Below are 24,780 nucleotides of genomic sequence, written 5' to 3' on the forward strand. Positions count from 1 at the left end.
CGCAACGACGGCTCGCGGAGCGCCTGGGCGAGGCGATAAGATGGGGACCATGTACAGGCAGTTCGCGCTGGAGGGCGAAGTCCACGCTGTGCTCGACTGCGTGCCGCTCGCGGTGCGGCGGAAGCTGGACCTCGCGGAGCTCAAGATCTCGCTCGCGGGGTGGCAGACGCTGTCGCGCGCGGAGCGGCTCGCGCTGTGCCACATGCCGGTGGATACCGACGAGGACGTCGCGGTCTACGCGGAGGTGCTCCGCGGCTTCGCGGCCCGCGCCGGGGTCGCCCTCACCCCCCTCGCGGGCGCGCCGGTGCGCCGCGCCGCCTGGGAGAAGGACGCCGTGATCGCGCGGCTGCGCGACCGGCTCGGCCCGGACGGCGCGCTCGACGAGGCAGCGCTCGGCCGTCTGGCGGAGCTGACGGAAGAGGAGCGCTACGCGCTCGTCAAGCTTGCGGATCCGAAGCGCGGGCCCGAGAAGCTGCGCGCGCTGCTCGGCGAGCTCGGGCTGTCCCGGGACGCCGGCGGCGCGAGCCCGCCCGGCTGACCTGCCGGGGGGCGCGAGCCCGCCGGCTGAGATCTGCCAGCGGGGCGAGCCTGCCCTGTCCATGCATCGGGCGGCGCTCCGCCGCTCGCCGCTCGATCGCATGCCCGCCGCGCTGTCTCTCCGCCGCCGCCGTCGCCGCGCTCGCCGCGGCGTCGCTGCTCCTCCCCGGCCGCGGCGAAGGAGCCGCCGGGCGGCGGGAGCGCGCGGCGGTCCGCGTGGACCTCGTGTTCGACGTGGGCGGGCGCGGGGACAAGAGCTTCAACGACGCGGCCGACATCGGCTCGCCCGCGCCGCGCGCGAGCTCGGCGTGACGATCGGAGGTGCTCGAGCCGAGCGGCGCGGAGGACCGCGAGGCGGCGATGGGGCTCTTCGCGGCGCCGAGGACGGCGTCGGCTACGTGAACGAGGGCCCGCACGCGGCCGGGATCCCCGCCGGGGCGAGGGCGCGCGTCGACGCGCTCGCGGCGCGGATCGCGCGGGGCGAGCTCGAGGTCCCGTCGCGCTGACGGAGCGTCAGCGCGGCGCGCTCACCACTTCACCATCACCTTCGGCGGGTTGACCTCGGCCGTGACGCGCGGGACGTCGACGAGCACGTCGAGGAAATCGCTGCCCGGCTGGCTCAGATCGAGGTTCGCCGCCTTGGGCTCCACGCGCGCCAGGATCGCGTCGGGGTTGACGGCGCCCACGTCCTCCGGCGTCCCCGTGATCCTCACCTGCACGATGGACGGCGTCGCCGTGGCGCGCGGGATCCCGACCACCTCGACCCTGCGATCGAAGGTGCGCGTGGCGAGCTCGCGCCCGATCTCGATCGTGGCCATGACGCTGTCGACGTCGTACGTCACGAGCTTCGGCGGCCTGTCGAGGGCGAGCGGCCGCTGGTAGGTGCCCTCGGTGAGCCCGCTGATGTCGAACGGCGCGGTGCGCGCGAGCTGCATCACGTCGACGACCGAGCGCGGGCCGCGGGCGTTGACCATCGCCGGCTCGATCCCGACCGTCCCCTTCACGAGGAACCCCACCGCGGCGTCCCCCGTGCGCGGCACCTGCACCGGGATCGGGCGCACGATGATGTCGTCCCAGCGGAGATCGATCGTCGGCGGGTAGATCTGCTCGACCGTGAGCCCCGCCGGGACGTGGAACATCGACTTGTCGAGCTCGATGCGCGTGACCGTGCCGTTCCGGAGATCGAGCTGCAGCGTGCCGAGGTCGTCGGCGCGGAGGTCGTCGAGCTGGGTGCGCGAGCCCCGCACCGTGACCGAGACCGCGTTCGGGACCTGGGTCATGAGCTGCCGGTTGCTGGACTCGGGCGGGATGATCGTGACGATGTCGAGCGAGAAGGTGCGCTGCGCGTTCTCCGCCCCGTGGATGAAGGCGTAGAGGCACAGCGCGAACGTGAGCGAGAGGAGCTTGAGGCCGAGGTTGTCGAGCAGCGCCGCGCGGAGCGCCTCGCGGAGGCCGGCCAGCGTCATGGCTCATCTCGCGGGGGCATGCCCTCCGCGCTCCCCTTGGATACGGCGGTCGCCGCGGCGGCCTGCCCGGTCGGAACGAAGGTGCGCTGCGACGGGACCGGAGAGTCGGTCGCGCCCGCCGGGACGTCGGCCATCGGCCGGCCGCGCTCCGACGAGGGGCGATCGCCGTCCGGCGGCGCCGGCCCGGCCGCCGGGCTCCGGAGCTCGGCGCTGGACCCCCCCGGGACGCGCGCCTCGGCGCCCGAGCGCATCGGCGTGGAGGTGGACATCCTCGACATCGTCCGCGCTTCGCCCTCCGCGGGCGCCTTGATCATCGAGGTCGTCTTCGTGATCGGCGCCGCGGGCTTGCCCTCGATCGGCGCGGGCTTGGCCGCGGCGGGCTTGCCGGGCTCGTGGCCCGGCGCGGCGGCGGCGCCGGCCGGGGCGGCCGCCGCGGGGCTGCGGACCGGCGGCATGGGGAGGCTCGCGCGGCCGCCCTGCGCCACCTTCTTCGCGAAGCGCCGCCGGCGCGACGAGCGGCCGAACAGCCCGAGCAGCGCGTGCCGCAGCGACTGGCCGTCGAGGTTCGAGACGATGTTGCCGCTGAAGCAGAAGCTGATCGTGCCGCGCTCCTCGCTGACCACCACCACGACAGCGTCGGTCTCCTCGGTGATGCCGAGCGCGGCGCGGTGCCGGGAGCCGAGGCTCGCGTCGAGGATCTTCGTCTCGGGCATCGGGAAGAAGACGCCTGCGCGCGCGATCTTGAGATCGCGGATCAGCACCGCGCCGTCGTGCAGCTTGTTCACCGACTCGGGGACGAAGAGCGACACGAGCAGTTCCCGGGTCACGACCGAGTCGATGTGGATGCCGTCGCTCTTGACGAACTCCAGCACGTTCGCGTCCTGCTCGAAGGCGATGATCGCGCCCATGCGGTGGCGGGCGAGCTCCGTCGCGGCCGCCACCACCTCGTCGATGACGCGCGACTGCTGCTCGCGGCCGCTCGTGAACCAGTTGCTGCCGCCGACGCGGATGAGCGCGCGGCGGATGTCGTTCTGGAAGACGACGACCACGATCAGGATGATGGACGAGAGCAGCCACGAGAGGAGGTTGAGGAGCGTGGTCAGGCCGAAGACCTTCGCCCCGAGGTAGATGAGAAAGACGATGCCGAGCCCCAGGCCCATCTGCATCGCGCGCGTCCCCCGCAGCACGAGCAGCGCGCGGTAGACGACGTAGGCGACGATGAAGATGTCGATGAGGTCCCGGGCGATCTGCGTCACCGGCCTCGCCGCGAAGAGGCGGAGGAGCCCGTCAGTCATCGCCGCGCGCCCCCTCGGCCAGGGGATCGCCGGGGGGCCGGCGGCCGCCCGGGCCGGCGCGCTCGATCGCGCGCATCACGTCGAGCGCCTGGCGCACCGGGCCGACGTCGTGGACGCGCACGGCCGCGGCGCCGCGCGCCGCGCACGCGAGCGCGGCCGCGACGGTGCCGCCGAGCCGCTCCGACGGCGGCGCGAGCGCGGCGCCGCCGGCCGCGCCGCGCTCCGAGGCCGCGGCGCGCGCGAGGAACGACTTGCGGCTCGGCCCGACGAGCACCGGGAAGCCGAGCGCGCACAGCTCGTCCAGCCGGGCGCACAGCTCGAGCGACTGCCGCGCGTTCTTGGCGAAGCCGAGGCCCGGATCGAGGACGAGCTCGCCCTGCGGCAGGCCTGCGTCGAGCGCCCGCGCGGCGGCGCTCGACCACTCGCGCGCCACGTCGGCGACGACGTCGCTGTACGCGTCGTCGGGGTACGCGGAGAAGCCGGCCATCGCCGACATCGGGCCGCGGCTGTGCATGAGCACGAGCGACGCGCCCCGACGCGCGCAGAGCGCGCCGAGCTCTGCCGCGCCGTCGAGCGAGATCGTGTTGACCACCGCGGCGCCGTCGTCGAGCGCGCGCGCCGCGACGGCAGGGGAGGTCGTGTCGATCGAGACGATGGCCCCCCTCTTCACCGCGTCGCGCACGCTCCCGCCGATGCGCGCGATCTGCTCGTCGTCAGGCACCGGCTGCGCCCCCGGTCGCGTCGACTCCGCGCCGATGTCGATCATGTCCGCCCCCTCGGAGAGCATCGCATCGATCTGGGCGAGCGCCGTCTCTTCATTCTCGAAGCGACCGCCGTCCGAGAACGAGTCCGGCGTGCGGTTGAGGACCCCCATGATCACCACGCTCCTGCGGCGTTCGAGCAGCATGCGCAGCGGGGACATTTCCTGTGGGTAGCAACTTTTGCGCCGAACGGCAATTGTCTGCTCCAATCGATGTTTTCCGGGAGCAATTGGAACATCGCGAGGGCGTCCGGGCGCCGCGCGCCGGCGTCGCCGGCGGGCGCGCGCCGGTGTTGGACGACGCGCCGCCATCAACATTCGGCCGCGCGTCCGGCTTCCAGGGCCTCTCGCTCGGGGCGGCCCCTCGTCCAGGGGCGTGCGCCGGGGGCGACGCTCCACGCGACGCTGACTCGGGCACGCTTCTTTGCTAGGGTCCCGCCTACACCTTGACATCGGCGGCCGCCCGCGGCCGTTCGGTGGCGGCGGGGTGACGCGCAAGCGTGCCCCGTCAACCGTTTCTCAGGTTCCCTCCAGCGGACGAGACCGAGCGGTTCCATGCTGCGCACGCGTATCCGGGCAGGTCCCCTCGCCGGCTTCGTCTTGAGCGTCCTCTTCTCGGCGCTCTTCGCCGTGATCAGCGTGGGCGAGCTCTTCATCCCCTCGCTGAGCCCCGAGATGGGCAAGCCTGCGCCCGTGACGCTGCGGGTCCCGTACGGGCCGCGCATCGTGAGCGACTCGCACGACGGGGGCATCTCGCTCTCGTACGAGCACCGGCGCGTCATCGTGCCGCGCGGCACGGTGCTGTCGGAGCGCAACGAGGATCACGACGCCGCGATGGCGTACGAGACGGTGCGGCGCATGCGGCGGCCCGGGCTCGGCGCGCGCGTCGCGAGCACGTACGTCATCTACCTGATCGTCTGCCTGATGCTGACGGTCTACCTGCGCCGGTTCGGACAGAACCGGGTGCGGCTGCTCCGCACGCAGGTGGGCATGTTCGTCCTGATGACGGGCTCGTTCCTCGTCGCGAAGCTCCTCCTGCTCTTCACGGCGCTGCCCGAGTTCTGGATCCCGGTCGCGGCGCTCCCGCTCTGGGTCGCGATCGCGTTCGATCGGCGGACGGCGTTCCTCGTCGAGGTGGGCGTCGCGTTCATCGCCGCGTCGCTGCTCCGGTTCGACGTCGTCCTCCTGTCGGTGCTGCTCGTGCGCGGCATCGCGGCGACGATGTTCTTCTTCAAGCGCAAAGGCTCGCGGCAGCTCCTCATCGCGGGGAGCCTCGCGGGCCTCGCCGGAGCGATCGGGTTCATCGCGCTCACCGTGCTGTTCGAGGGCAGCTTCGACCTCGGCGCGGATCTGAAGCGCTGGCTCGGCTCCAACGTGCTGGCCTGCATCGGCGGCGGGCTGCTCGTCGGCCTGCTCGGGCGCAGCCTCCGGGAGCCGGCCGAGCGCGCGATGGGGCACGTGCCCCGCGACAAGCTGCTCGACCTCACCGACCTGGAGCAGCCGCTGCTCAAGAAGATGGCGGCGGAGGCGCCGGGGAGCTGGGAGCACGCGCGCGCGATGGCGAACCTCGCCGAGGCGTCGGCCGCGGCGATCGGCGCCGACGCCCTGCTGACGCGCGTGGGCGCCTACTACCACGACCTCGGCAAGACGGTTCAGCCGAAGTACTTCATCGAGAACCTCGGGCCGGGCGAGCGATCGCCGCACGAGGATCTCGAGCCGGAGGTGAGCGCCGACGCCATCATGGCGCACGTCGTGATGGGCTCGAAGATCCTGCGCGAGGGCAACATCCCCGAGCCGGTGGTCGAGTTCGCGTACACGCACCACGGCACGCAGGTGGTCGAGTACTTCTGGCACAAGTGCGTCGAGCAGGGGAACCCGAAGGATCTGACGCAGGAGCACTTCCGCTATCCGGGCATGAAGCCGCAGACGAAGGAGACGGCGATCCTGATGCTCGTCGACTCGATCGAGGCGGCGTCGCGCACCATCTGGCCTCCCGAGCACAAGAAGTTCGAGGAGATGATCCAGCGCGTGATGTTCTCGAAGCTCGCGTCTGGCCAGCTCGATCAGTCGGGGCTGACGATCGAGGATCTGCGCATCATGACGAGCCGCATGGCCTCGACGCTGGTCAACATGTACCATGGGCGCATCAAGTACCCGTGGCAGCGCGAGAGCGATCGCGCCGGGCACACCCCGTCGCCGCCCACGGCCACGCCGCACCCCGTGCGCCCCGCCACGCCCACGCCCGTGCCGTCGTCCGGCGCTGCGGCGCGGGACGGGAGCGCCGCGGCGCCGCCCGCGTCGACGGCGCGAGGCGCGGCCGCGGCGCCCGCGTCGACCGCGCGGGGCGCGGCCGCGGCGGCGCCCGCGGGCAGCGAAGGGGGCGCGAAGGAAGAGAGCCCAGCGGAGTCCGTGCGGGCGCCGAAGAAGACGCACTGAGCAGGCCGGACGCGCCGCGCGCTCCTCCGCGGCGAAGCGGCCTGCCCCTGAAAGGACGGTCCGATGCCGCCGACGATCGAGCAGAGCTTCATGAAGGCCCTCTTCCACGGCATCATCGCCGAGGACATCATCTTCCCGTACCCGGAGATGGCCGCCGAGGACCGGGAGACGACGTCGATGATCCTGGACAGCGTGCGGCGGTTCTTCGCCGCGAGCGTCGACAGCACCAGGATCGATCGAGAGCACGCGATCGATCCGGGCCTCATCGACGAGATGAAGGGGCTCGGCCTGATGGGCCTGCAGATCCCGGCCGAGCACGGCGGGATCAACCTCAGCAACATGGCGTACGCGCGCGTGATGCAGGAGATCGGCGGGCTCGACGCGTCCATCGCCGTGACCCTCGGCGCGCACCAGTCGATCGGGTTCAAGGCGATCCAGCTCTTCGGGACGGAGGACCAGAAGCAGCGCTACCTCCCGAAGCTCGCGACCGGCGAGTGGGTGGCGGCCTTCGCGCTCACCGAGCCGGGCGCCGGCTCCGACGCCGCGGCGATCAGGACGCGCGCCGAGGTGTCGGCCGACGGCTCGCACTACATGCTGAACGGGTCGAAGATCTGGATCACGAACGGCGGCTTCGCCGACGTGTTCACGGTGTTCGCCCGGACGTCCGCGCTCGAGGAGGGGAACAAGCCGAAGCTCACCGCCTTCATCGTCGAGCGGGGCATGGGCGTGAAGAGCGGGCCGAACGAGCACAAGCTCGGGATCCGGGGCTCGTCGACGACGGAGCTCTTCTTCGAGGACGTGAAGGTGCCGCGCGAGAACGTGCTCGGCGAGGTCGGCAAGGGGTTCAAGGTCGCCGTCGAGGTGCTCAACAACGGGCGGCTCGGCCTCTCGGCCGGGTGCGTGGGCGCGTGCAACACGCTGATCCGGCTGGCGCTCGACCGGGTGCAGGAGCGGCGCGCGTTCGGCCGGAGCATCGGCGATTTCGGGCTCATCAAGGACAAGATCGCGACGATGCTGGCGCACACGTACGCGCTCGAGTCCATCACGTACCTGACGGCGAGCCTCGTCGACGCCAAGGTCCCTGATTTCTCGATCGAGAGCGCGATCTGCAAGGTCATGGGGAGCGAGACCCTGTGGTTCGTGGTCAACGAGACGCTCCAGATCGCGGCCGGCATCGGCTACATGCAGGACTATCCCTACGAGCGGCACCTGCGCGACGCCCGGATCAACATGATCTTCGAGGGGACGAACGAGATCCTGCGCTGCTTCATGGCGCTCTCCGGCATGAGCGGCCCGGGCAGGGAGCTCGCGGACGTGGCGAAGGCGATGCGGGAGCCCATCAAGGGCTTCGGGCTGCTCAGCGATTTCGCGCTGCGCAAGGCGCGGTCGGTGCTCGGGCGCGAGCGGATGTCGAAGGCGCACCCGCTGCTCAGCCGGGAGGCGGTGCTCTTCGAGGAGTACACTGCCGAGCTCGCCGCCCGGAGCCAGGACATGCTCCGGAAGCACGGGCGGGAGATCGCCGAGATGCAGTACGCGCAGCGCCGCATCGCGGAGATGGCCATCGACCTCTACTGTATGGCCGCGTGCATCGCACGCACGACCCGGGCCATCGAGCGGCGCGGCGAGGACGGGGCGCGGCGGGAGATCGATCTCACGACAGTGTTCATCGGCATGGCGCAGAAGCGGCTCAGGCAGCATGTGTCGGACTTCCAGAAGAACGACGACGAGCTGCGCAAGGCGATCGCTGTGCGAGCCTATGCCGATCGCGCCTACCCGTTCGACATCCTGTAATCGCAGCCCGTCTCACCTCGGCTGACACCAAGAGACACCGAGGGAACCACACGATACGGCGCTCCATGTAGCTCCATCGCAGGAAGCACACGATACAGCGCTCCATGTAGCTCCATCGCATCACGCTCATCGACCGTGGCCGCGCCCTGTTTCAGGACGTTTTCAGCGCACGGCCGGGACGGATTGCGATATCATCTGATGGGGAGTGACGTTGGGGTAGGCCCTTCGACAGGAATCGGGTGATCACTTGTCCCAGGCTTGGGCATCGGGTGGCAGGTGCGGCGCCATGCAGGAGACCGAAGGTCGGGCCGTCATGGATAAATACCGCCTCGAGCGCAGGCTCGGGGGCGGCGGCATGGGCGACCTGTGGCTGGGCTTCGACATCAAGCTCAGGCGGCGGGTCGTCATCAAGTTCATCCGGAGCTTCGCGGCGACGGAGCCGGAGCTGATCGCCCGCTTCGAGCGCGAGGCGCGCGCGTCCGCGCGCGTCCGGAGCCCCTACGTCATCGAGACCTACGATTACGGCGTCGATCGCGGCTGCGCGTTCATCGTGATGGAGTACCTCGAAGGGGAGGACATGAATCGCCGCCTCGATCGCGAGCGGAAGCTCCCGCTCGCGCAGGCAGCGACCCTGTTCACGCAGCTCGGCAAGGCGCTCGACGCGGTGCACGCCGCGGGGGTGATCCACCGGGATCTGAAGCCGGGGAACATCTTCATCACGTCCTCGGGCGGTGATGAGCTGGTGAAGGTGCTCGATTTCGGCGTCGCCAAGTCGTCCTGCTCGCGCGACAGGATCACGAAGACGGGCATGGTCCTCGGGACGCCGAGGTACATGAGCCCCGAGCAGACCATGGCGCCCAAGCAGGTCGATTACCGGAGCGATCTCTGGTCCATGGCGGTGATCCTGTACCGCGCGACCACCGGCCAGTGCCCGTTCGCCGGCGCGACCATCAACGAGCTGGTCCGGCACATCTGTCAGACCTCGTTCCCCAGGGCGTCCGAGCTCGCGCCGGAGCTCCCGCCCAGCATCGACGCGTTCTTCACGCGGGCGTTCGAGTTCGATCCCGGCGCGCGGTTCCAGTCGGGCAAGGAGATGATGGAGGCGTTCGCCGAGATCGTTCAGCAGGTGCCGGCCTCGCTGCGGTCCCCCGAGCCGCCGCGCGCGATCCCCGGCCCGCCGCCGTCCGAGCGGAGCGCGGTCATGAAGCGGCACGCGCTGGGCGTGCCCGCCGCGGCCCCGCCGCGCTACGGGATGGATGAGACGACCATGGCCGCCATGCTGGCGACGCCGGCGAACGATCTCGGCGGCGCGCCGCAGACGGCCGCCCCCTCCGACCTCGACGACGACGACAGGCCGAGCGAGGTCGTGCTGGACAGCCGCGTCCTGCCGCCGCTCCGGGTCCCCTGGCTGGTCGCTATCGCGCTGCTGCTCGCGGCCGCCTCGGTCGTTTGCCACAGCATGGCGCAGGGCGCGGACTGGTCGCTGGGGTCTACGGAGAGCCCGACATCGATGAGCCCGTGACCGGCGGGCGCCGCGCCGCCCTCGCGGCGGGCGCGGCCCCTCGCGGCGGTTGCCTCCCCGGCCGTCGCGCGGGTGGCGGCATCGCGACGCTGGCCGGCGGAGACTACCGCGCCTCGAGTCTGGGCGCCTCGTCGATGCCGGAGATCCACCTGAGCTTCGGCGCGCCCTCGTCGATCCAGCGGTCGCGCACCCGGCGCGCGAGCTCCGGGTGCTGGCTCGCCTTCACGGCCAGCGCGGACACGAGGCATGTGCCCGGCCAGGACTCGTAGGCCGCGATGGCGCCGGCGTACGAGTCGCTCGCGAACACCGACGCGACGCTGCCCTCGAGCACCTTGAACACGAGCGGCCGCACCTCGCCGTCGATCTCCTGCGTCGTCCGGATGAGCTGCGCCTCCCCGAGCCGCACGCCGTAGCCGTCGGCGAGCGGCGCGTTCTTCGCCCAGAACTCGTCGAGGCAGCTATCGGGATCGCTCGGCCCCGAGGTGCTCGTGTAGAGGACCGTCAGGGCGGCGTAGTGCTCGTCGCCGTACCGGAATGTCGCGCGCGTCGGCTGGCTCCAGATCCGCACCCTGCGCCAGCTCTGCCAGTCGACCAGGGGAACGTCGAGCGTGTTGAACCGGTCCCGGCGCCGTCCCCAGGGCTCCTTGAGCAGCCGCTCCAGCGCGGCCCGCTCCGGGTCGGCGGCGTCGCCCCCCGGGTTCTCGCGGGTGACCGAGGCCGGCGTCGGCGGCAACCCGGGCGGCCTCGGCGGGGGGCCGCTGCTGCTGCACGCGGTGAGCGCGAGGGAGGCGAGCAGAGGGGCCGCCGACGCGGTCCCCCCGCGGAGGAAAGAGCGCGCGATCGGCCTGGAGCAGGACATGGGCAACACGAGCCTCGGCTGGCGGTCCTCGGACGGCAGCCCCGCGAGCGGTTCCCGCGGCGCCGTTACAGTCGGACCTCGCGCATCGCGATTTTATTCTTGTCGAAGACGCCCAGCCCGAGCTCGCCCGCGATGCGGATGTACGAGGGCTCGCGGCTCGCCGCCTTCAGCGTGGGCAGCCCGTTCTCCTTGCGCCACGTCTCGACCACGCCCCAGCCGATCACATCCATCGCGACAGGGTCGGTCGTGGCGTAGACCGACTCGTGGAGGACGCGCCGCTTCGGGTTCTTGTCGAGCGGGCCCTGGTCGTAGATGAGCTTGAAGCCGTCCGTGATGTGCAGGCGCACGCGGCTCTTCACGACGTCCTGCGCGTAGAGCTCGGCGATCTGCGGGCTCGCTGTGTGCTCGTGGAACGAGTGCGGGTTGATGGTCGCGCCGTGGGTGATGTTCTTGAGGCACCCGGTGTAGCCGCAGATCGAGTGATCCTTGATCAGCGACACGTTGATCACCGCGGTCGCCTCGGTGAAGGGGCGGACGAACTTGGTGGGGATGCCGCAGACAGTGATGCTCGGCATCACCGCGTCCTTGTTCTCGTGCACCGCGGCGCGGATCCCGGCCGGGAAATCGGCGGCGGGCTTGGCGGTGCGGTCGGCGCAGCGCGTGCCGGCGAGGAACGACGGGTACTGCTCGAAGATCATGACGTTCTCCGCGGGGACGCCCGCCGCGATAACGCCGCGCACGATCTCGAGCACGAGCTCCTTGTTGGTGGCCATTGTCGCGCCCTTCTGGCCTGCGATGCCGTTGGCCTTGATCGCCACGCGATCGTCCTTGTGGACGAAGCGCCCGAAGGCGGCGCCGAGGTCGGCCTTCCCGGTGAGCTCGGCCATGGCCCGCTCGAGCATCATCTTCGCCGCGGACGCGTCAGGCCAGAGGCCGTTCGGCTGCAGCGAGTTCCCCTTCGTGACCTTCACGATCTTCCCCGGGATGGAGAGCGGCGTGAAGCCGGGGGGCGGCTTGGCCGCGAGGCTCGGGACCGCCTCGGCGAACGCCGCGCTCGGGCCGAGGAGCGCGGCGCCCGCGGCGCCGGCGGCGATCCCGCCCAGGAAGGCTCGGCGCGAGCGCCCCGCGGGGCCGGGATCAACGAAGCGACGGGGATCGTGGGGCATGAGACCTCGTGGTGAGCGCCGTGGGGCGGGGTGAATGCCGCCGGGCCGCCGGGCGCCCGGAGCGCTGATGCTAGCCGAGCTTCTCGCTCGAGACACGGCGACAGGACGCCCGGGGGCGGCGAGATCGTCGTCGCCTCCCGCGTCCGCCATGGCGGCGCCGCCCCCGGGCGCGCCGGGTCCCCGCGATCGGCTCGGGTTTTCAAGGGCGCGCGCGGCCGGCATGCCGCTCGCTTCGCGCCCGGGCCGAGGAGACGAACGCCGCGCGCCGGTGCGCGGAGGGCGACGTCCTTTGCACGTTGAGGAGGCGCGGCACGATGGAGGAGACATCGAAGCGGAAGGGCTCGCTCGCCGGTCGGGCGGAGCCAGGGCAGGCTGTGGAAGCGCGGCGTTCATGGCGGAAAAGAGCGCTGACAGCGCTGCGGGAGTCGGCCTGGACGGCGCTGGGGGGCAAGGTGGTGGCGTACGGCGCGGGGTTCTTCGCGCTGGCGCTCGTGGGCTCCGGGCACGCGCGGAGCCTGCTGCCGGCCCGGCGCGCCGCAGATCCGGCGGCCGGGCTGGCGATGGTCGCCAGCGGGCCGGCGCCGATCGGCGCCGCCGGCGCCGCCGGGAGCGCGCCGCCCCACGCCACCGTCGATCCCGCGGACGCAGGGGCAGCAGCGGAGGCGCCGCCGCCGGGCGACGGCGGGGCGGGCGCTCCGGCGGGCGGCGGCGTGACAGCGGACGGCAAGGTCGTGCTGAACCTCGCCACAGAGGCGGACCTCATGCGCCTCCCCGGCGTGGGCCCGGCCAAGGCGGCGGCGATCCTGGCGCTCCGCGCCAAGATGAAGCGCTTCCGGAAGGTCGACGACCTGCTCCGGGTCAAGGGGCTCGGCCGGCGGTCGCTGAAGCGGCTGAGGCCGCTCGTGCTCGTCGATCCGCCGTGATTCCGCCGCGACGTCGTGCGCCGCGCGCCTCGTCGAGGCCTGTTCGCCCTCGCCCAGGCCGCGTGGAGGCGCGTCGTGCAGCAGAGCGGCTATCCAGGACCGGTGAGCCCGTCGCGCCTCGCGGCGCGCAGCGCTGCGGCCCGGCCCCGCGCCCGTCTCGACCTCGCGACATGCGAGCTCGCGGCGCCGCGCAGATACTGTGTTTGCGGAGCGCCGATGCGTGGGCGGCAGAGCGCAGCGCCGGCCCTCCCACGTAGAGCAGGAGGGACTCGACGAGGCGAGGAGGAGCGTCGGGCGGCGCGCGCATCAAGGCTCCCTGGTCCGCGTTGCCCGTTGATCGAGCGTTGCTGGAGCTTCTGTGCTGATCGCGGCGCACCGCTCGATCCGAGTCCGCAGCGGTCGTCTGCTCGCGGCGCGCCGCGCCGTGACGCCAGGAGCCGCGGCCCGTCGTCCGGCGATCTGCGGCGCCGAGCCCCCTTGCCCTCCGAGGGCGCTCGGGCACACTGCGCCGCGATGCACGTCCACTTCGTCGCCGTTGCGGGCACCGGCATGGGTGCGCTGGCGGGGCTCTTCAAGGCCGCGGGGCACGAGGTCTCGGGCTCCGACGTCTCCTTCTATCCGCCCATGGGGCCGGCCCTCGAGCGGTGGGGCATCCGCCTCATGACCGGGTTCGAGCCCGCGCACCTCGACCCGCGCCCCGATCTCGTCGTGATCGGCAACGTCTGCCGCCCGACGAACCCCGAGGCCCGCGCCGCCATCGACGGCGGCATGCGGGTGACCACCATGGCCCACGCGCTCGCCGACCACATGCTCGCGGGCCGCTCCCCGCTCGTCGTGGCGGGCACGCACGGCAAGACGACGACGAGCTCGATGTGCGCGTGGCTCCTGCACGAGGCAGGCAGGGATCCCGGCTTCCTCATCGGCGGCCTGCCGAAGAACTTCGAGGCGAGCTTCCGGCTGCCCCAGAGCGCCGCCCCTGCGGGCGACCGCCGCGGCCTTCCGCTCCTCAACGAGGCGGGCGCAGGTCGCCGCAGAACGCCGTTCGTCGTCGAGGGCGACGAGTACGACACCGCCTTCTTCGAGAAGACGCCGAAGTTCTGGCACTACCGGCCCGAGGTGGGCGTCGTGACCTCGATGGAGCACGACCATATCGACATCTACCCCGACGCCGCGTCGTACGAGGCCGCGTTCCGCGGGTTCGTCGAGCGGATCCCGGAGACGGGGCTCCTCGTCGCGGCAGCGCACGATCCGCGGGTCGTCGACGTCGTGTCGCGGTCGGCGCGCGCCGAGGTCGCCTGGTTCGCCCTCGAGGGCGACGACACGCACGGGAAGCCGCCGCACTGGCTCGCCGCCCCCGCGGAGGCCGGCCCGAGCGGCCAGTCGTTCGACCTGTACGCCGGCGGCGTCATGGCCGGGCGCGTCGCCCTGCAGATGCCGGGGCACCACAACGTGCGCAACGCGGTCGCCGCGATCGCGGCCGCGGCGCACGGCTTCGGCGTGCCGCTCTCGACGGCGACCGCCGCGATCGCGAGCTTCGAGGGCGTGCGGCGCCGGCAAGATCTCCTGTTCGAGGCGCGCGGGGTGCGCGTCTACGACGACTTCGCGCACCACCCGACCGCCGTGGACGAGACGCTGCGCGCGCTCCGGGCCCGGCACCCGGAAGGCGCGCTGTGGGCGGTGTTCGAGCCGCGCAGCGCGACCGCGTGCCGCGCCCTCCACCAGGATCCCTACGCGCGCGCCTTCGGCGCGGCCGATCGCGTCGTGCTCGCGCCGCTCGGCCGGCCGGACATCGCCGCGGGCGAGCGCCTCGACCTCGACCGGCTGGTGCGCGACCTCGAGCAGACGGGCAAGCGCGCGGAGGCGGCGGCCTCGGTCGACGCGATCGTCGCGTCGATCGCGCGCGACGCGCAGGAAGGCGACACGGTGGCGCTGCTGTCCAACGGGGCGTTCGGCGGGATCTACGAGAAGCTCCGCGGCGCGCTGTCGACGAGGTCGCGATGAGCGGGCGCGGGCCAGCGGAGCTGCTCGAGCTCACCGGGATCGCGCTGCGCGTCGCCGAGGAGGCAGCCACGCTCGCGCAGGCCGGCTTCCGCGCGAGCCCGCGCGTGGAGGAGAAGGGGCCGCACGACCTCGTGACCGAGTTCGACCGGGCGAGCGAGGAGCTGCTCATCGCGCGGCTCGGCGCGCTCACGCCGGGCATCGCCGTCGTCGGCGAGGAGCAGAGCGCCTCACGCCCGACGTCGTCCCGCGGAGGGCTCGTCTGGTACGTCGATCCGATCGACGGCACCACGAACTTCGTCCACGGGCATCCGTTCTGGTGCGTCTCCGTCGGCCTCATGGACGACGACACGCCCGTCGCCGGCGCCGTCGTCGCGCCGGTGCTCGGGATCCGCTGGACGGGCTACATGCCCCGCGATGCGCAGCCGTCCGGCGACGGGCCGGCGCCGGCGGCCGCCGGCGAGGCGCGCCGCAACGGCGAGCGCTGCGCGGTCAGCGCCACGACGTCGCTGCAGCACGCGATGATCGCGACCGGCTTCCCGCCGGTGCGCGATCGGGCCCCCGACAACAACTTCGACGCCTTCATCACGGTGAAGCGAAACGCCCAGGCCGTGCGGCGGTGCGGCAGCGCGGCCATCGATCTCTGCATGGTCGCCGACGGGACCTACGACGCCTACTGGGAGCGCCGGCTGCACGCCTGGGACATCGCCGCGGGGAGCGCGATCGTGCGCGGCGCCGGCGGCGTCATCACCGGGCTCGACGGCCGAGCGGCGGACTACCACACAGGCAACATCGTGGCGTCCAACGGGCTCGTCCACGCCCCCATCGTCGCGCTCTTCTCCGATAAGGGCTCGCCCGCCCGCTAGGCGTGGCGCCATGCCAGCTCCGGATCGTCCTGACGGGATCGGACCGACCCTGCATGAACGCGAGACGCGATCAAGACCAAGAGCGAGACGGCGAGCGAGATCAAGCGCGAATTGTGCGCAGACGACGCGCAGACGACGCGCCAACCATGAACCAGCCAGACGCGAGATGAGCGACGCCGAGGCGAAGAGCGGTTGACTGAGCCAGCGAGAGAACTATCCTATGGTCGTTCCCTCTGCCGATTTCGTGAGGCGCTGGACGATTGAATCCCGAGTAAGCGAGAACCAGGGAGCCAGCAACGATACCGTGGTGAGCTAGGCCCGGAACCATTCACCGGGAAGCCTGAAGCGGTACTTAGGCTCCCACCTAGCAGCTATGCTAGGGGTTCAAGTCCTTCTGCCCACGTCCTCGGCGGTACGGAACATCTCTCCCCTGCGGGCCGTTCATGCGGCCCGCAGTTTTTTTGTCCCCGGGAGCTCAGCCCAGCGGCTGCCGCACCGCGGCGTCGTCTGCCCGCGGCCGCCCGCCGAGGCATGACGCAGCCCCGCGCGGGGCGGGACCCTTGCGCCGTGCGCGGCTCGGCGCCGGAGAGGCACCGCGGCGCGGGTCGGCGCAGCGCGGCGCGCGCGGCGTCTGCGCCCGGACGGCGGCCCGGCTTTTGTTTCCGTTCTCATTCCCCTTCCGGTAGCTTCGGGCCTGCGATGGATACGAGATCCCCTCGATCTTCAGGAGCGCAACACGACGAGCAGCGCCCGCTCGCCGGCGCAGCGCGGCTCGGGCCGTCCAACCACATCACGCGCCGCGTCCACGGCCGCTCGCGCTTCATCCGGCGCCTGGCCCTGACGCTCGCGATCCTCACGGTGCCCGGGGCGGCCTTCGCCGCGGTGACGATCAAGGGCAGGACCACGGGCATGCCCAAGCTCCTGAACCCTGTCTGGAACGAGGCCAAGGATCCGAAGGCCAACCGGTACACCTTCCGCGAGCCGTCCCCGACCGTCCGCGCCGATGTCCGCACGCTGGTCGGCCACACCCCGAAGGAGCTCTGCGTCGCCGCGCTCGCCGAGAAGGGCGCGCCGCTCAAGACGCCGCGCACCATCGTCATCGCCGGCGGCCGCACCACGCCGGTGACCCTCGTCGTCGCCGAGGGCCAGCAGCTCCAGTTCGAGAACCACGACCCGTTCCCGCACAAGCTCTACGACGTCGGCAACAAGGGGCTCCAGCCGGTCGAGGTCGCCGCCGCCAAGACCCGCGCCTGGACGCCGCCGGGGCCGGGCAAGTACGAGATCCGCGATCAGCTCGCCCCGAGCATCCGGTCGTGGATCGTCGTCGAGCCCAGGGCCGTGGCCATCGCCTACCCGGACCGCCAGGGCAATTTCACGATGGAGCTCGAGGCCGGCAAGTACACGCTGCAGGGCTACTTCAACGGTGAGCCGGTCGGAAAGCCCCTCGAGGTCGTCGCGAAGCCGACCCCGGACGAGCAGTTCATCAAGGAGGCGGTCGTCGTGGGCGAGAGCGGCAAACCGAGCGCGGAGGCTGGAAAGTAGGCCATGCTGCTGTCGCGTTTCTGGTACGGGGTGCTCGCGCTCGCGCTAGGCGCCGCGGTCTTCATCCTCTTCGTCGCCGCGCAGCTCTACAACCGCTCGGGCCACCGCGCGATGAGCGAGGCGCTCGGCGCCGACTCCAGCGCGGTCGAGTGGTTCCTCAACGACGACGCCCGGAAGCGCTCCAGCGCCCTCATCCGGGTGGCGCTGAACCCCGCCCTGCGGACCGCGCTCGCCAAGTCGTCGACCGAGACCAAGCCCGGCCCCGACCTTCGCGAGAAGGCCCGCGTCGCGCTGCGCAGCGCGACCGAGGAGGTCCCCGCCGACCTCAAGTTCGATCATGTGTGGGCCGTCGACTCGAGCGGCCGGGTGATCGCGTCGGTGGGCTTCGAGCACCGTGAGGACTGGGAGCTCGGCGGCTACCCGGTCGTCGCCGACGCCCTCCACGGCTGGATCCGCGACGACGCCTGGGTCTGGAAGGGCCGTATCCTGCGCGTCGTGGCGCGCCCCGTCGAGCAGGACGGCAACGGCGAGCCGGTCGGGGCGGTGATCGGCGCCAAGATCATCGACGACACCTTCGCCCGCGCTGTGACGAAGCGCACCGGCGCCGCCGTCGGCTTCTACGCCGAGGGGTCGCGCGTCGCGTCCGGCGCGCCCGAGGGGTTCGACAAGGCGAACCTCGATCAGATCACGCAGGATCTGAAGCTGCTCGACGACAACAAGGACTACATCGAGAAGGGTCGCTCGGAGGTCCGCGCCATCGGCAAGCACCTCGGCGTGGTCTACGCGCGGCTGCCCGGCGAGGCGTGGGAGCTCGGCGCCGGCTACGCGGTCGGCCGCCTCGCGGCGTCGGTCGACTCGCCGTTCAACTTCCTCGACAAGGCGAACAACGAGGACAAGGGCAAGGTGCCCACGCTGCTGATCCTCGCCGCCGTCCTCGGCCTGGCCGCGCTCGGGCTCGTGTTCTCGTTCCTGGAGCACACGCGGCCGCTCCATGTCTTCCGCAACGAGGCGGCGCGCTTCGCCAAGGGCGACGTCGACGTGCTGGCGCCGAGCCGGTTTCGCGGCGCCTACAGGAAGATCGCGGCCGACATCAACGACGGCGTCGAGAAGGTGGCCGCGAAGGGCGGCGCGCCGCGGAAGGCCGCCGACCTCGAGCAGGTGCTCGGCCCGATCCCGGCGCAGCCCGCGATGAGCGCGTTCTCGGTGCCGCTCGGCCCCGGCGACACGCGCCCCGAGTCGCGCCCGTCGTACCCGAAGCCGATGGTGAGCCCGCGCGGCCCGACGCGGCGGCCCGGCTCGCACCCGCTCAGCGGGCCGCCGCCGGCGCGCGAGTCCGAGGACCCTGTCGAGGCGGTCGAGGAGGTCTCCGATGCGGCGATCGCGATCTCCGCCAGCAGCCCCTCGGCCGCTCCGGGGCGCCCGCCGCCGCGGCGCCCGCCGCCGCCGCCGCCGCCGCCCAGGGCGCCTGGCGCGCCCGCCCCGGCGAACCCGCTCCCCGACGCGACGAGCGCTGTCCCCGACGCGACGAGCGCGCCCGCCGCGCGGCAGGACGGCGCGGGGGACCCGGACGAGCTCACCGAGTGGAACGCCGTCTACGAGGAGTTCCTGTCGGTCAAGCAGCAGTGCGGGGAGCCCACGAACGCCCTCACCTTCGAGAAGTTCAAGGGGACGCTGCAGCGCAACAAGGACGCGCTGGTCGCGCGCCATCACTGCTCGCGGGTGCGCTTCACGGTCTACGTGAAGGACGGCAAGGCGGCGCTCAAGGCGTCGCCGGTGAAGTGAGCCGCCGGGGCGGCCGCGCGGGGAGATAGACCCCATGAGACGAGGAACTGCCGGCGCCGCGGGCGCGGCGCTCGCCGCGATGGTGGCCGCCGGCGCGGCGCGCGCGTCGTCGGGGCTCGACTCGCCGGACATCGGGGTGCTCCAGCTCGGTCGCGGCGGCGCGTGGGTCGCGCGGGCGGACGATCCGCTCGCGGCCTACTTCAACCCAGCGGGGCTCGCCGCGCAGCGGAGCAGCGCGCACGGCGGCGTCCACCTGATCCACCTGGCGCAGTGCTTCACGCGGCTCGGCCCCGACGGCCGTCCCGTCCCGCCGAGCTACACGACCGCGATCCCGGCGCCCGGCAGCGACGGCGGCCCCGACCCGGAGGTGTGCGCGGAGAGCGGCCTGTTCCCGAACCCGCAGGTCGCCGGGACCCTGCGCCTGAGCGACGCGCTCGCCGTGGGCGTGGCGGTGCTCGGCCCGCACGGCGTCGGCGAGCGGACGTGGCCCGAGTCGCTGCCGTACACGCACCCGAACTTCGGCGCCATGACGCAGCCGTCGCCGCAGCGTTACCTGCTCACGTCGCTCGACGCCCTGATCTTGATGCCCACGCTCTCGGTCGGCTTCACGCCCGCGGAGGGGGTCTCGGTCGGCGCCGGCTTCATCTGGGGTACGGCGAGCATCGATTTCGTCAACTTCAGCGAGGCGACCTCGGCCGAGGGGGGCGACGACTTCAGCTCGCACAACGATCTGCGCACCCGCGCGCGGGCGGACGATCTCTTCATTCCAGGCTTCGTCCTCGGCGCGCGCTGGGCGGCGACGGATCACCTCGACCTGGGCGCATGGTTCAAGTGGCAGGACGCCGTGCGCGCGAAGACCGATCTCGTCATCGAGTCGCGCTACTGGACGGCGGCCGGGGTCAAGAACGAGGACCCCTGCAGGGGGGAATCGCCGGACTGCAACGTGACCGACGAGAAGGGCGCCGGCGATCTCGAGATGCAGATCCCGATGGAGGCGAAGCTCGGCCTCCGCTACCACCGGCCGCGGGCAGGCGCCGCCCGGCCCGCGCGCTCCTCCGCGGCCGAGCCCCGCGTGCGCGACCCGATGGTCGACGACCTCTTCGACGTGGAGCTCGACTTCACGTGGGCCCACAACAGCGCTGTCGACGCGATCGAGGTCCGGTTCCGCGAGGGCATTCCGGTGCGCGGCACGGTCGTCGGCACGGTGCCGCGCAACGCCGACGTCCCGCACCGCTGGCGCGATGTCCTGGGAGTCCGGCTCGGCGGCGATCTCGTCGTGCTCCAGAACCTCCTGGCGCTGAGGGCGGGCGGCTTCTTCGAGGCCAAGGGGCAGGACGACGCCGACCTGAACCTCGACTTCCACCTCGGCCACCGGATCGGCGTCGGGGCGGGCGTGACCGCGCGCGTGGGCCCTGTCGATGTTTCGGTCGCGTTCCAGCACACGTTCTTCGGTCCGCTGGACAACGGCGGGAAGGGGCGCCTCAAGGCCGTCTCCGGCTCTGCGCCGAGCGGCTACCGCAGCATCCAGAGCGTCAACGGCGGCCGCTTCGAGAGCAGCCTGGACGAGTTCGGTATGAGCGGAACGATGCGCTTCTGAACGAGCGGCTGCTCGGCGCGGGGCAGCAGCAGGCGCGGGGCTGCCGGAGCGGCGGGAATGCCGCGCAGCGGGCGGGAATGCCGCGCAGCGAGCGGGAACGCAATGCAGCGCCGGGGGTGCTGCGCTGCGGGGGCGCGCCGCGCGCAGCGGGGCGCGCGCGGCGGAGCGCCGGGGCGGTCGACGCGGAAGGCGGTCGCGCCTATAAGATGGCTCCACCATGAGCGAATCGAACGTCCGCAACCTGGTCATCATCGGCTCCGGCCCTGCCGGGCTCACCGCCGCCATCTACGCGGCGCGCGCCAACCTGAAGCCGCTCCTCATCGAGGGCTTCAGCGCGGGCGGCCTGATCCCGGGGGGCCAGCTCATGTTCACGACCGACGTCGAGAACTACCCCGGCTTCCCCGAGAAGATCACCGGCCAGGAGCTGATGCAGCGCTTTCGCGATCAGGCCGCCCACCAGGGCACGGAGATCGTGACGGCGGACGTGACGAAGGTCGAGCTCACGAGCCACCCGTTCAAGGTGTGGGTGGAGGACACGCTCTACCTGGCGAAGTCGGTGGTGATCGCGACGGGCGCGCGCGCCAACTACCTCGGCCTGGAGAGCGAGGAGAAGCTCAAGAACAAGGGCGTCAGCGCCTGCGCGGTCTGCGACGGCGCGCTCTTCCGCGGCCAGGACGTCGTTGTCATCGGCGGCGGCGACACGGCCATGGAGGAGGCCTCGTACCTCTCCGGGCTCTGCAGCAGCGTCACGCTGGTGCACCGCCGCGACGAGTTCCGGGCGTCGAAGGCGATGATCCAGCGCGTTGTCGAGAACCCGAAGATCAAGATCCTCTACAGCCACGTCGTGGAGGAGGTGCTCGACGTGAAGGCCGACATGGTGACGGGCGTCCGCGTGAAGAACCTGAAGACGGGCGACAGCCACCTCGTGCCCGCGGCCGCGATGTTCGTCGCGATCGGGCACACGCCGATGACCGATCTCTTCGTCGGGCAGCTCGAGACCCACCCGAACGGCTACCTGAAGACGGTGCCGGGCTCGACGCGCACGAACATCCCCGGCGTCTTCGCCGCGGGCGACGTGCAGGACTGGAACTACCGCCAGGCCGTGACGGCCGCCGGCACGGGCTGCATGGCCGCGCTCGACGCGGAGCGCTGGCTCGCGCAGCAGGGCGGCCACTGAGGAACGGACGATGGTCGAAGCGCTGCGCGAAGAGCTCGCCGATCTGACCGCCTCGGTCCGAGCGTTCCTGGAGTGGCACGCAGCGACCGGCGCCGACGGGCTGCCGGGCCATCCTTCGGCGCTCCACGAAGCGCTCGGCGCGTCCTCGGCCGAAGGCGCGCCGGCCCCGCGGCGGGCGGATCGGGGCTTCCCGGGGCTGGATGCGCCGTCGCCGCCGGCGTCGCGCGGAGGCAGCGCCGCCGCGCCGCACCCGGAGCAGCGCTCCCCCGCCGCCCCCCCTCCGGAGCAGCGCATCGCCGAGGCGCCGGCGGCGCGGCCTCCGGTGCAGGCGCCGCGGGGCCCCGAGCCGTCCCCCCGGCTTGCCGTGAGCGCCGCCACGGCGCCCCGCGCCGACACGGCCGCGCGCGCGAGCGCAGCGCAGCCGGACACGCCCGAGGAGCGCGTGACACGGCTCGCGCTCCTCGCGGAAGAGGTCCGCACCTGCCAGAAGTGCCCGCTCCACGAGGGCCGCACGCACACGGTGTTCTCGCGCGGCAACCCGCTCTCCGAGGTCGTGTTCGTCGGCGAAGGGCCAGGCGCGGAAGAGGACCTGCAAGGCGAGCCGTTCGTCGGCCCGGCAGGGCAGCTCCTCGACAAGATGATCGCGGCGATGGGGTACCACCGCGACGACGTCTACATCTGCAACATCGTGAAGTGCCGGCCGCCGAAGAACCGGAAGCCCGAGCCGGCCGAGATGGCGGCCTGCAGCCCCTACCTCACCTCTCAGCTCGCGCTGATCAAGCCGAAGGTCATCGTCGCGCTCGGCGCCACCGCCGTGCAGGGGCTGATCGGCACGAACGAGGGGATCACCAAGCTCCGCGGGACGTGGAAGCTCTACAAGGGCTCGATCCCGATCATGCCCACGTTCCATCCGGCCTACCTGCTGCGCCAGCCGGGCGCGAAGCGGGAGGTGTGGAGCGACCTGAAAGAGGTGATGCGCCACCTCGGCAAGAGCGCGCCCGACCGAGGCTGACGTGACCGCGCCCGCCTCCGGGCGCGGGAGCGCCGCCGCGCTGGCGCCCGCGCCCGGGAGCGCCGACGCGCTGGCGCGCGGCCTGTCGAAGGCGTCGGAGCCGGCGGGGGCGCCCTCGCTGCTCCGGGCCGCGCGCTGCGCGCTGGTGCTCCTCGGCGCCCTGCCCTGGTGCGTCCCCCTGGCGCGGAGCCGCCTGCCGCTCGGAGAGCTCGGCGCGGCGCTCGATCGCTTCTTCGTGCCGATGTGCCACCGCATGCCCGAGCGGTCCCTCGCGATCGAGGGCGTGCTGATGCCGCTCTGCAGCCGCTGCGCTGGGATCTTCGCCGGCGTCGCGGCGGGCGCCGCGATCGCGCGGCCCCGCCTGGCGATGACGGCGTGGCGCCCGATCCTCATCGCCCTCAGCGCGATGATGGTGGCCGACGTGGCGACCCAGGACCTCGGGCTGCGCCCGGTCTGGCACGCGACCCGCCTCGCCACGGGCCTGGCCTTCGGCTACGCCCTGGCCGCGGCCTTCCTCACGCGGCTCACGCGCCGCCCGGGCTGAGCGCTACTTGCGGCCGCCCATGGCGCGGCACTCGTGGATGGGGCCCTTCGTGGCGTTGCGAACGCAGTCGCTGTACGCCGCGATGCCGTCCTTCCACTTGCCGGTGTCCTGGAGCGCCGAGCCCAGGTAGAGGTAGGGCAGCGCGTCGGTCGGATCGGCCGCGATGGCCGCGCGCGACGCCTCGATCGCGTCCTTGTACCTGCCGCGGTTGAGGAAGCTGAGCGCCTCCTTCTTCAGCTTGCCCGCGTCCTCGAGGCTGACCGCGGCCGCCTCGGCCTTCTCGGCTTCGGCCTCCTCCGCCGCCGCGGCCTTCTCCGCGTCGGCCTTCTCCGCCTCGGCCTTCTCCGCCGCGGCCTTCTCCGCCTCGGCCTTCTCCGCCGCGGCCTTCTCCGCCGCGGCCTCCGCCACCTTCGCGGCGCCCTGCGCCGGCGCCGGTTCGGCCGGCGGGGGCGCCTTCTCGCGCGCAGGCGCGGGATTCGCCGCCAGGGCCGAGAGCTTCGCCTCCACAGGCGCCGGCTTCGAGGCAGGCGCGGCCATCGCGACCGGAGCAGCCGAGGACGGCTTGCTCGAGAGCACCGATTTGGCGACCACCGCCACGGAGATCACGCCGGCGAGCCCGGCGACCCCCGCGACGATCCGGCGCAGGCGCGCCCGGCGGGCGAGGGTCTCGGGCGAGAGCTGATGGACCACCACGAGGCGCTCGTCCGCATGATCGTCCGGGTCGCTGGCGACATCGGTGAGCGGCGGAAACGACTCCTCTTCGCGCCGGAAGAACGCCGCCGTCGGCGAGGAAGGGTCGATCAGATCGAGCGCGTCCGAGTCAGGCGCCGGCTCGTCGGCCTCGGACGCGGCGGCAGCCGGCCGGTCGTCGGCGGCGGCTCGTTGAGACGCGACCGACGCCTCGGAGTCCCGCGCCTTGACCGGGGCCGCGTCGCCCGCGCCGCTCGAAGCGGCCGACGCCCTGGGGACCTGCGGCGCAGCGGGCACCTCCGCGATCGGCAAGGCGGCGGGCGCCTCGGGGACGGGCGGCGCAGCCAGCGCCTGCGCGACCGGCGGCGCAGCCGGCGCGTCGCCGCCGCGCGGCGCAGCGGACACCTCGGCGTCCAGCGGCGCAGCGCGCGTGCCGGCGTCGGTGTCGACGGCGTGCGCGGGCGCAGCGGAGAGAGCCGCCGCCGGCCCGGCGACAACGTCCGGGCCGCTCGCGACGGGGTGCGCGGAGTCCCGGGTCGAGGAGGCCGGAGCCTCGGGCGCCCCCGACACCCGGGGCAGGGAGGCCCGGGGACGGAGACTGCGGCCCCTGTTCGCGCGGGCCGATGCAAGAAGTCGCTTCGACATGTCCGAACCATCCTCCCGTGATCGTCACGCCCCCGATGGCGCAGGGGACCGGCGGCTCGCCCTATTCATGATCCAGGCCGGCCCCATCGGCGAGCGCCCGACCGCGCATTTCCGCGTGGCGCCGCGCCATCCCGTGTGCCGGATCGTGCCGTGTCGCCCTGACCGGCCATGC

General features: G+C 72.6%; 19 protein-coding genes and 1 other RNA gene. 14 read left to right on the plus strand and 6 right to left on the minus strand.

Translation table 11 applies throughout. The features are described from left to right. Positions 1–49: 49 nt before the first annotated feature. The gene (locus tag WMF42_RS37875; RefSeq protein ID WP_061611836.1) at positions 50–538 is read left to right on the plus strand and encodes a nitrate reductase associated protein; all 489 of its coding nucleotides are present in this window, start codon (positions 50–52) and stop codon (positions 536–538) included. 526 nt (positions 539–1,064) lie between these two features. Here WMF42_RS37875 and WMF42_RS37880 read toward each other — a convergent pair. Genes WMF42_RS37880 through folP form a run of 3 tightly spaced genes read right to left on the minus strand, consistent with a single transcriptional unit; the run spans position 1,065 to position 4,220 of the window. Continuing rightward, positions 1,065–2,003, minus strand: coding sequence for a CdaR family protein (locus WMF42_RS37880; protein ID WP_061611837.1), 939 nt, complete (start codon positions 2,001–2,003; stop codon positions 1,065–1,067). Continuing rightward, positions 2,000–3,298, minus strand: a complete 1,299-nt coding sequence (gene cdaA, locus WMF42_RS37885) for a diadenylate cyclase CdaA (protein WP_437688040.1) — start codon at positions 3,296–3,298, stop codon at positions 2,000–2,002. The genes WMF42_RS37880 and cdaA overlap by 4 nt, the downstream gene beginning before the upstream one ends. Beyond that, a complete protein-coding gene (gene folP / locus WMF42_RS37890) occupies positions 3,291–4,220 on the minus strand; it encodes a dihydropteroate synthase (RefSeq protein WP_437688042.1) in 930 nt (309 codons plus the stop codon). Before folP ends, cdaA begins: the two co-directional genes overlap by 8 nt. 393 nt (positions 4,221–4,613) lie before the next feature. Here folP and WMF42_RS37895 point away from each other — a divergent pair, with 393 nt between their 5' ends. The 3 genes from WMF42_RS37895 (at position 4,614) to WMF42_RS37905 (ending at position 9,807) form a co-directional block, all read left to right on the plus strand. Next, positions 4,614–6,494, plus strand: coding sequence for an HDIG domain-containing metalloprotein (locus WMF42_RS37895; RefSeq protein WP_437688044.1), 1,881 nt, complete (start codon positions 4,614–4,616; stop codon positions 6,492–6,494). 63 nt (positions 6,495–6,557) lie between these two features. After that, positions 6,558–8,285: an acyl-CoA dehydrogenase family protein gene (locus WMF42_RS37900; protein WP_061613006.1), complete on the plus strand. Its 1,728-nt coding sequence runs from the start codon at positions 6,558–6,560 to the stop codon at positions 8,283–8,285. Positions 8,286–8,571: 286 nt separating this feature from the next. Next, a complete protein-coding gene (locus WMF42_RS37905; RefSeq protein ID WP_081427080.1) occupies positions 8,572–9,807 on the plus strand; it encodes a serine/threonine-protein kinase in 1,236 nt (411 codons plus the stop codon). 103 nt (positions 9,808–9,910) lie between these two features. On the opposite strand, the gene WMF42_RS37910 is transcribed toward WMF42_RS37905, so the two are convergent. Both WMF42_RS37910 and WMF42_RS37915 read right to left on the minus strand, forming a co-directional pair. Beyond that, entirely contained in the window at positions 9,911–10,666 is a 756-nt protein-coding gene (locus tag WMF42_RS37910; RefSeq protein WP_437688046.1) for a hypothetical protein, read from the minus strand. Between the two features lie 65 nt (positions 10,667–10,731). Continuing rightward, positions 10,732–11,832, minus strand: a complete 1,101-nt coding sequence (locus tag WMF42_RS37915; RefSeq protein ID WP_061613008.1) for a DUF362 domain-containing protein — start codon at positions 11,830–11,832, stop codon at positions 10,732–10,734. Positions 11,833–12,146: 314 nt separating this feature from the next. Between WMF42_RS37915 and WMF42_RS37920 the strand changes: the two genes are divergently transcribed. The 10 genes from WMF42_RS37920 (at position 12,147) to WMF42_RS37965 (ending at position 23,273) form a co-directional block, all read left to right on the plus strand. Further along, the gene (locus WMF42_RS37920; RefSeq protein ID WP_437688047.1) at positions 12,147–12,755 is read left to right on the plus strand and encodes a ComEA family DNA-binding protein; all 609 of its coding nucleotides are present in this window, start codon (positions 12,147–12,149) and stop codon (positions 12,753–12,755) included. Between the two features lie 513 nt (positions 12,756–13,268). Continuing rightward, positions 13,269–14,756, plus strand: coding sequence for a UDP-N-acetylmuramate--L-alanine ligase (locus WMF42_RS37925; RefSeq protein ID WP_437688049.1), 1,488 nt, complete (start codon positions 13,269–13,271; stop codon positions 14,754–14,756). Next, a complete protein-coding gene (locus WMF42_RS37930) occupies positions 14,753–15,619 on the plus strand; it encodes an inositol monophosphatase family protein (RefSeq protein ID WP_061613354.1) in 867 nt (288 codons plus the stop codon). Before WMF42_RS37925 ends, WMF42_RS37930 begins: the two co-directional genes overlap by 4 nt. A gap of 227 nt (positions 15,620–15,846) precedes the next feature. Continuing rightward, positions 15,847–16,039, plus strand: a non-coding RNA gene (gene ssrS / locus WMF42_RS37935) — 6S RNA. A gap of 279 nt (positions 16,040–16,318) precedes the next feature. Then, a complete protein-coding gene (locus WMF42_RS37940; protein WP_061613353.1) occupies positions 16,319–17,161 on the plus strand; it encodes a hypothetical protein in 843 nt (280 codons plus the stop codon). A 3-nt stretch (positions 17,162–17,164) separates the two neighbouring features. Next, the gene (locus WMF42_RS37945; RefSeq protein WP_437688051.1) at positions 17,165–18,943 is read left to right on the plus strand and encodes an MXAN_5187 family protein; all 1,779 of its coding nucleotides are present in this window, start codon (positions 17,165–17,167) and stop codon (positions 18,941–18,943) included. 34 nt (positions 18,944–18,977) lie between these two features. Beyond that, a complete protein-coding gene (locus tag WMF42_RS37950) occupies positions 18,978–20,540 on the plus strand; it encodes an OmpP1/FadL family transporter (protein ID WP_437688053.1) in 1,563 nt (520 codons plus the stop codon). A gap of 217 nt (positions 20,541–20,757) precedes the next feature. Further along, on the plus strand, positions 20,758–21,717 hold the full coding sequence (gene trxB / locus WMF42_RS37955; protein WP_061613640.1) for a thioredoxin-disulfide reductase: 960 nt from the start codon (positions 20,758–20,760) through the stop codon (positions 21,715–21,717). A 10-nt stretch (positions 21,718–21,727) separates the two neighbouring features. Next, positions 21,728–22,729 (plus strand): uracil-DNA glycosylase, encoded by a 1,002-nt coding sequence (locus tag WMF42_RS37960; RefSeq protein WP_233562530.1) that lies wholly within the window; start codon positions 21,728–21,730, stop codon positions 22,727–22,729. Position 22,730: 1 nt separating this feature from the next. Further along, entirely contained in the window at positions 22,731–23,273 is a 543-nt protein-coding gene (locus tag WMF42_RS37965; RefSeq protein ID WP_437688056.1) for a DUF2085 domain-containing protein, read from the plus strand. 3 nt (positions 23,274–23,276) lie between these two features. Here WMF42_RS37965 and WMF42_RS37970 read toward each other — a convergent pair whose 3' ends face one another. Beyond that, positions 23,277–24,608: a hypothetical protein gene (locus tag WMF42_RS37970; RefSeq protein ID WP_437688058.1), complete on the minus strand. Its 1,332-nt coding sequence runs from the start codon at positions 24,606–24,608 to the stop codon at positions 23,277–23,279. Between the last annotated feature and the right edge of the window lie 172 nt (positions 24,609–24,780).

The sequence above is a fragment of the Sorangium sp. So ce176 genome (assembly GCF_051519835.1).
GTDB classification, from domain to species: Bacteria; Myxococcota_A; Polyangia; order Polyangiales; family Polyangiaceae; genus Sorangium; species Sorangium cellulosum_G.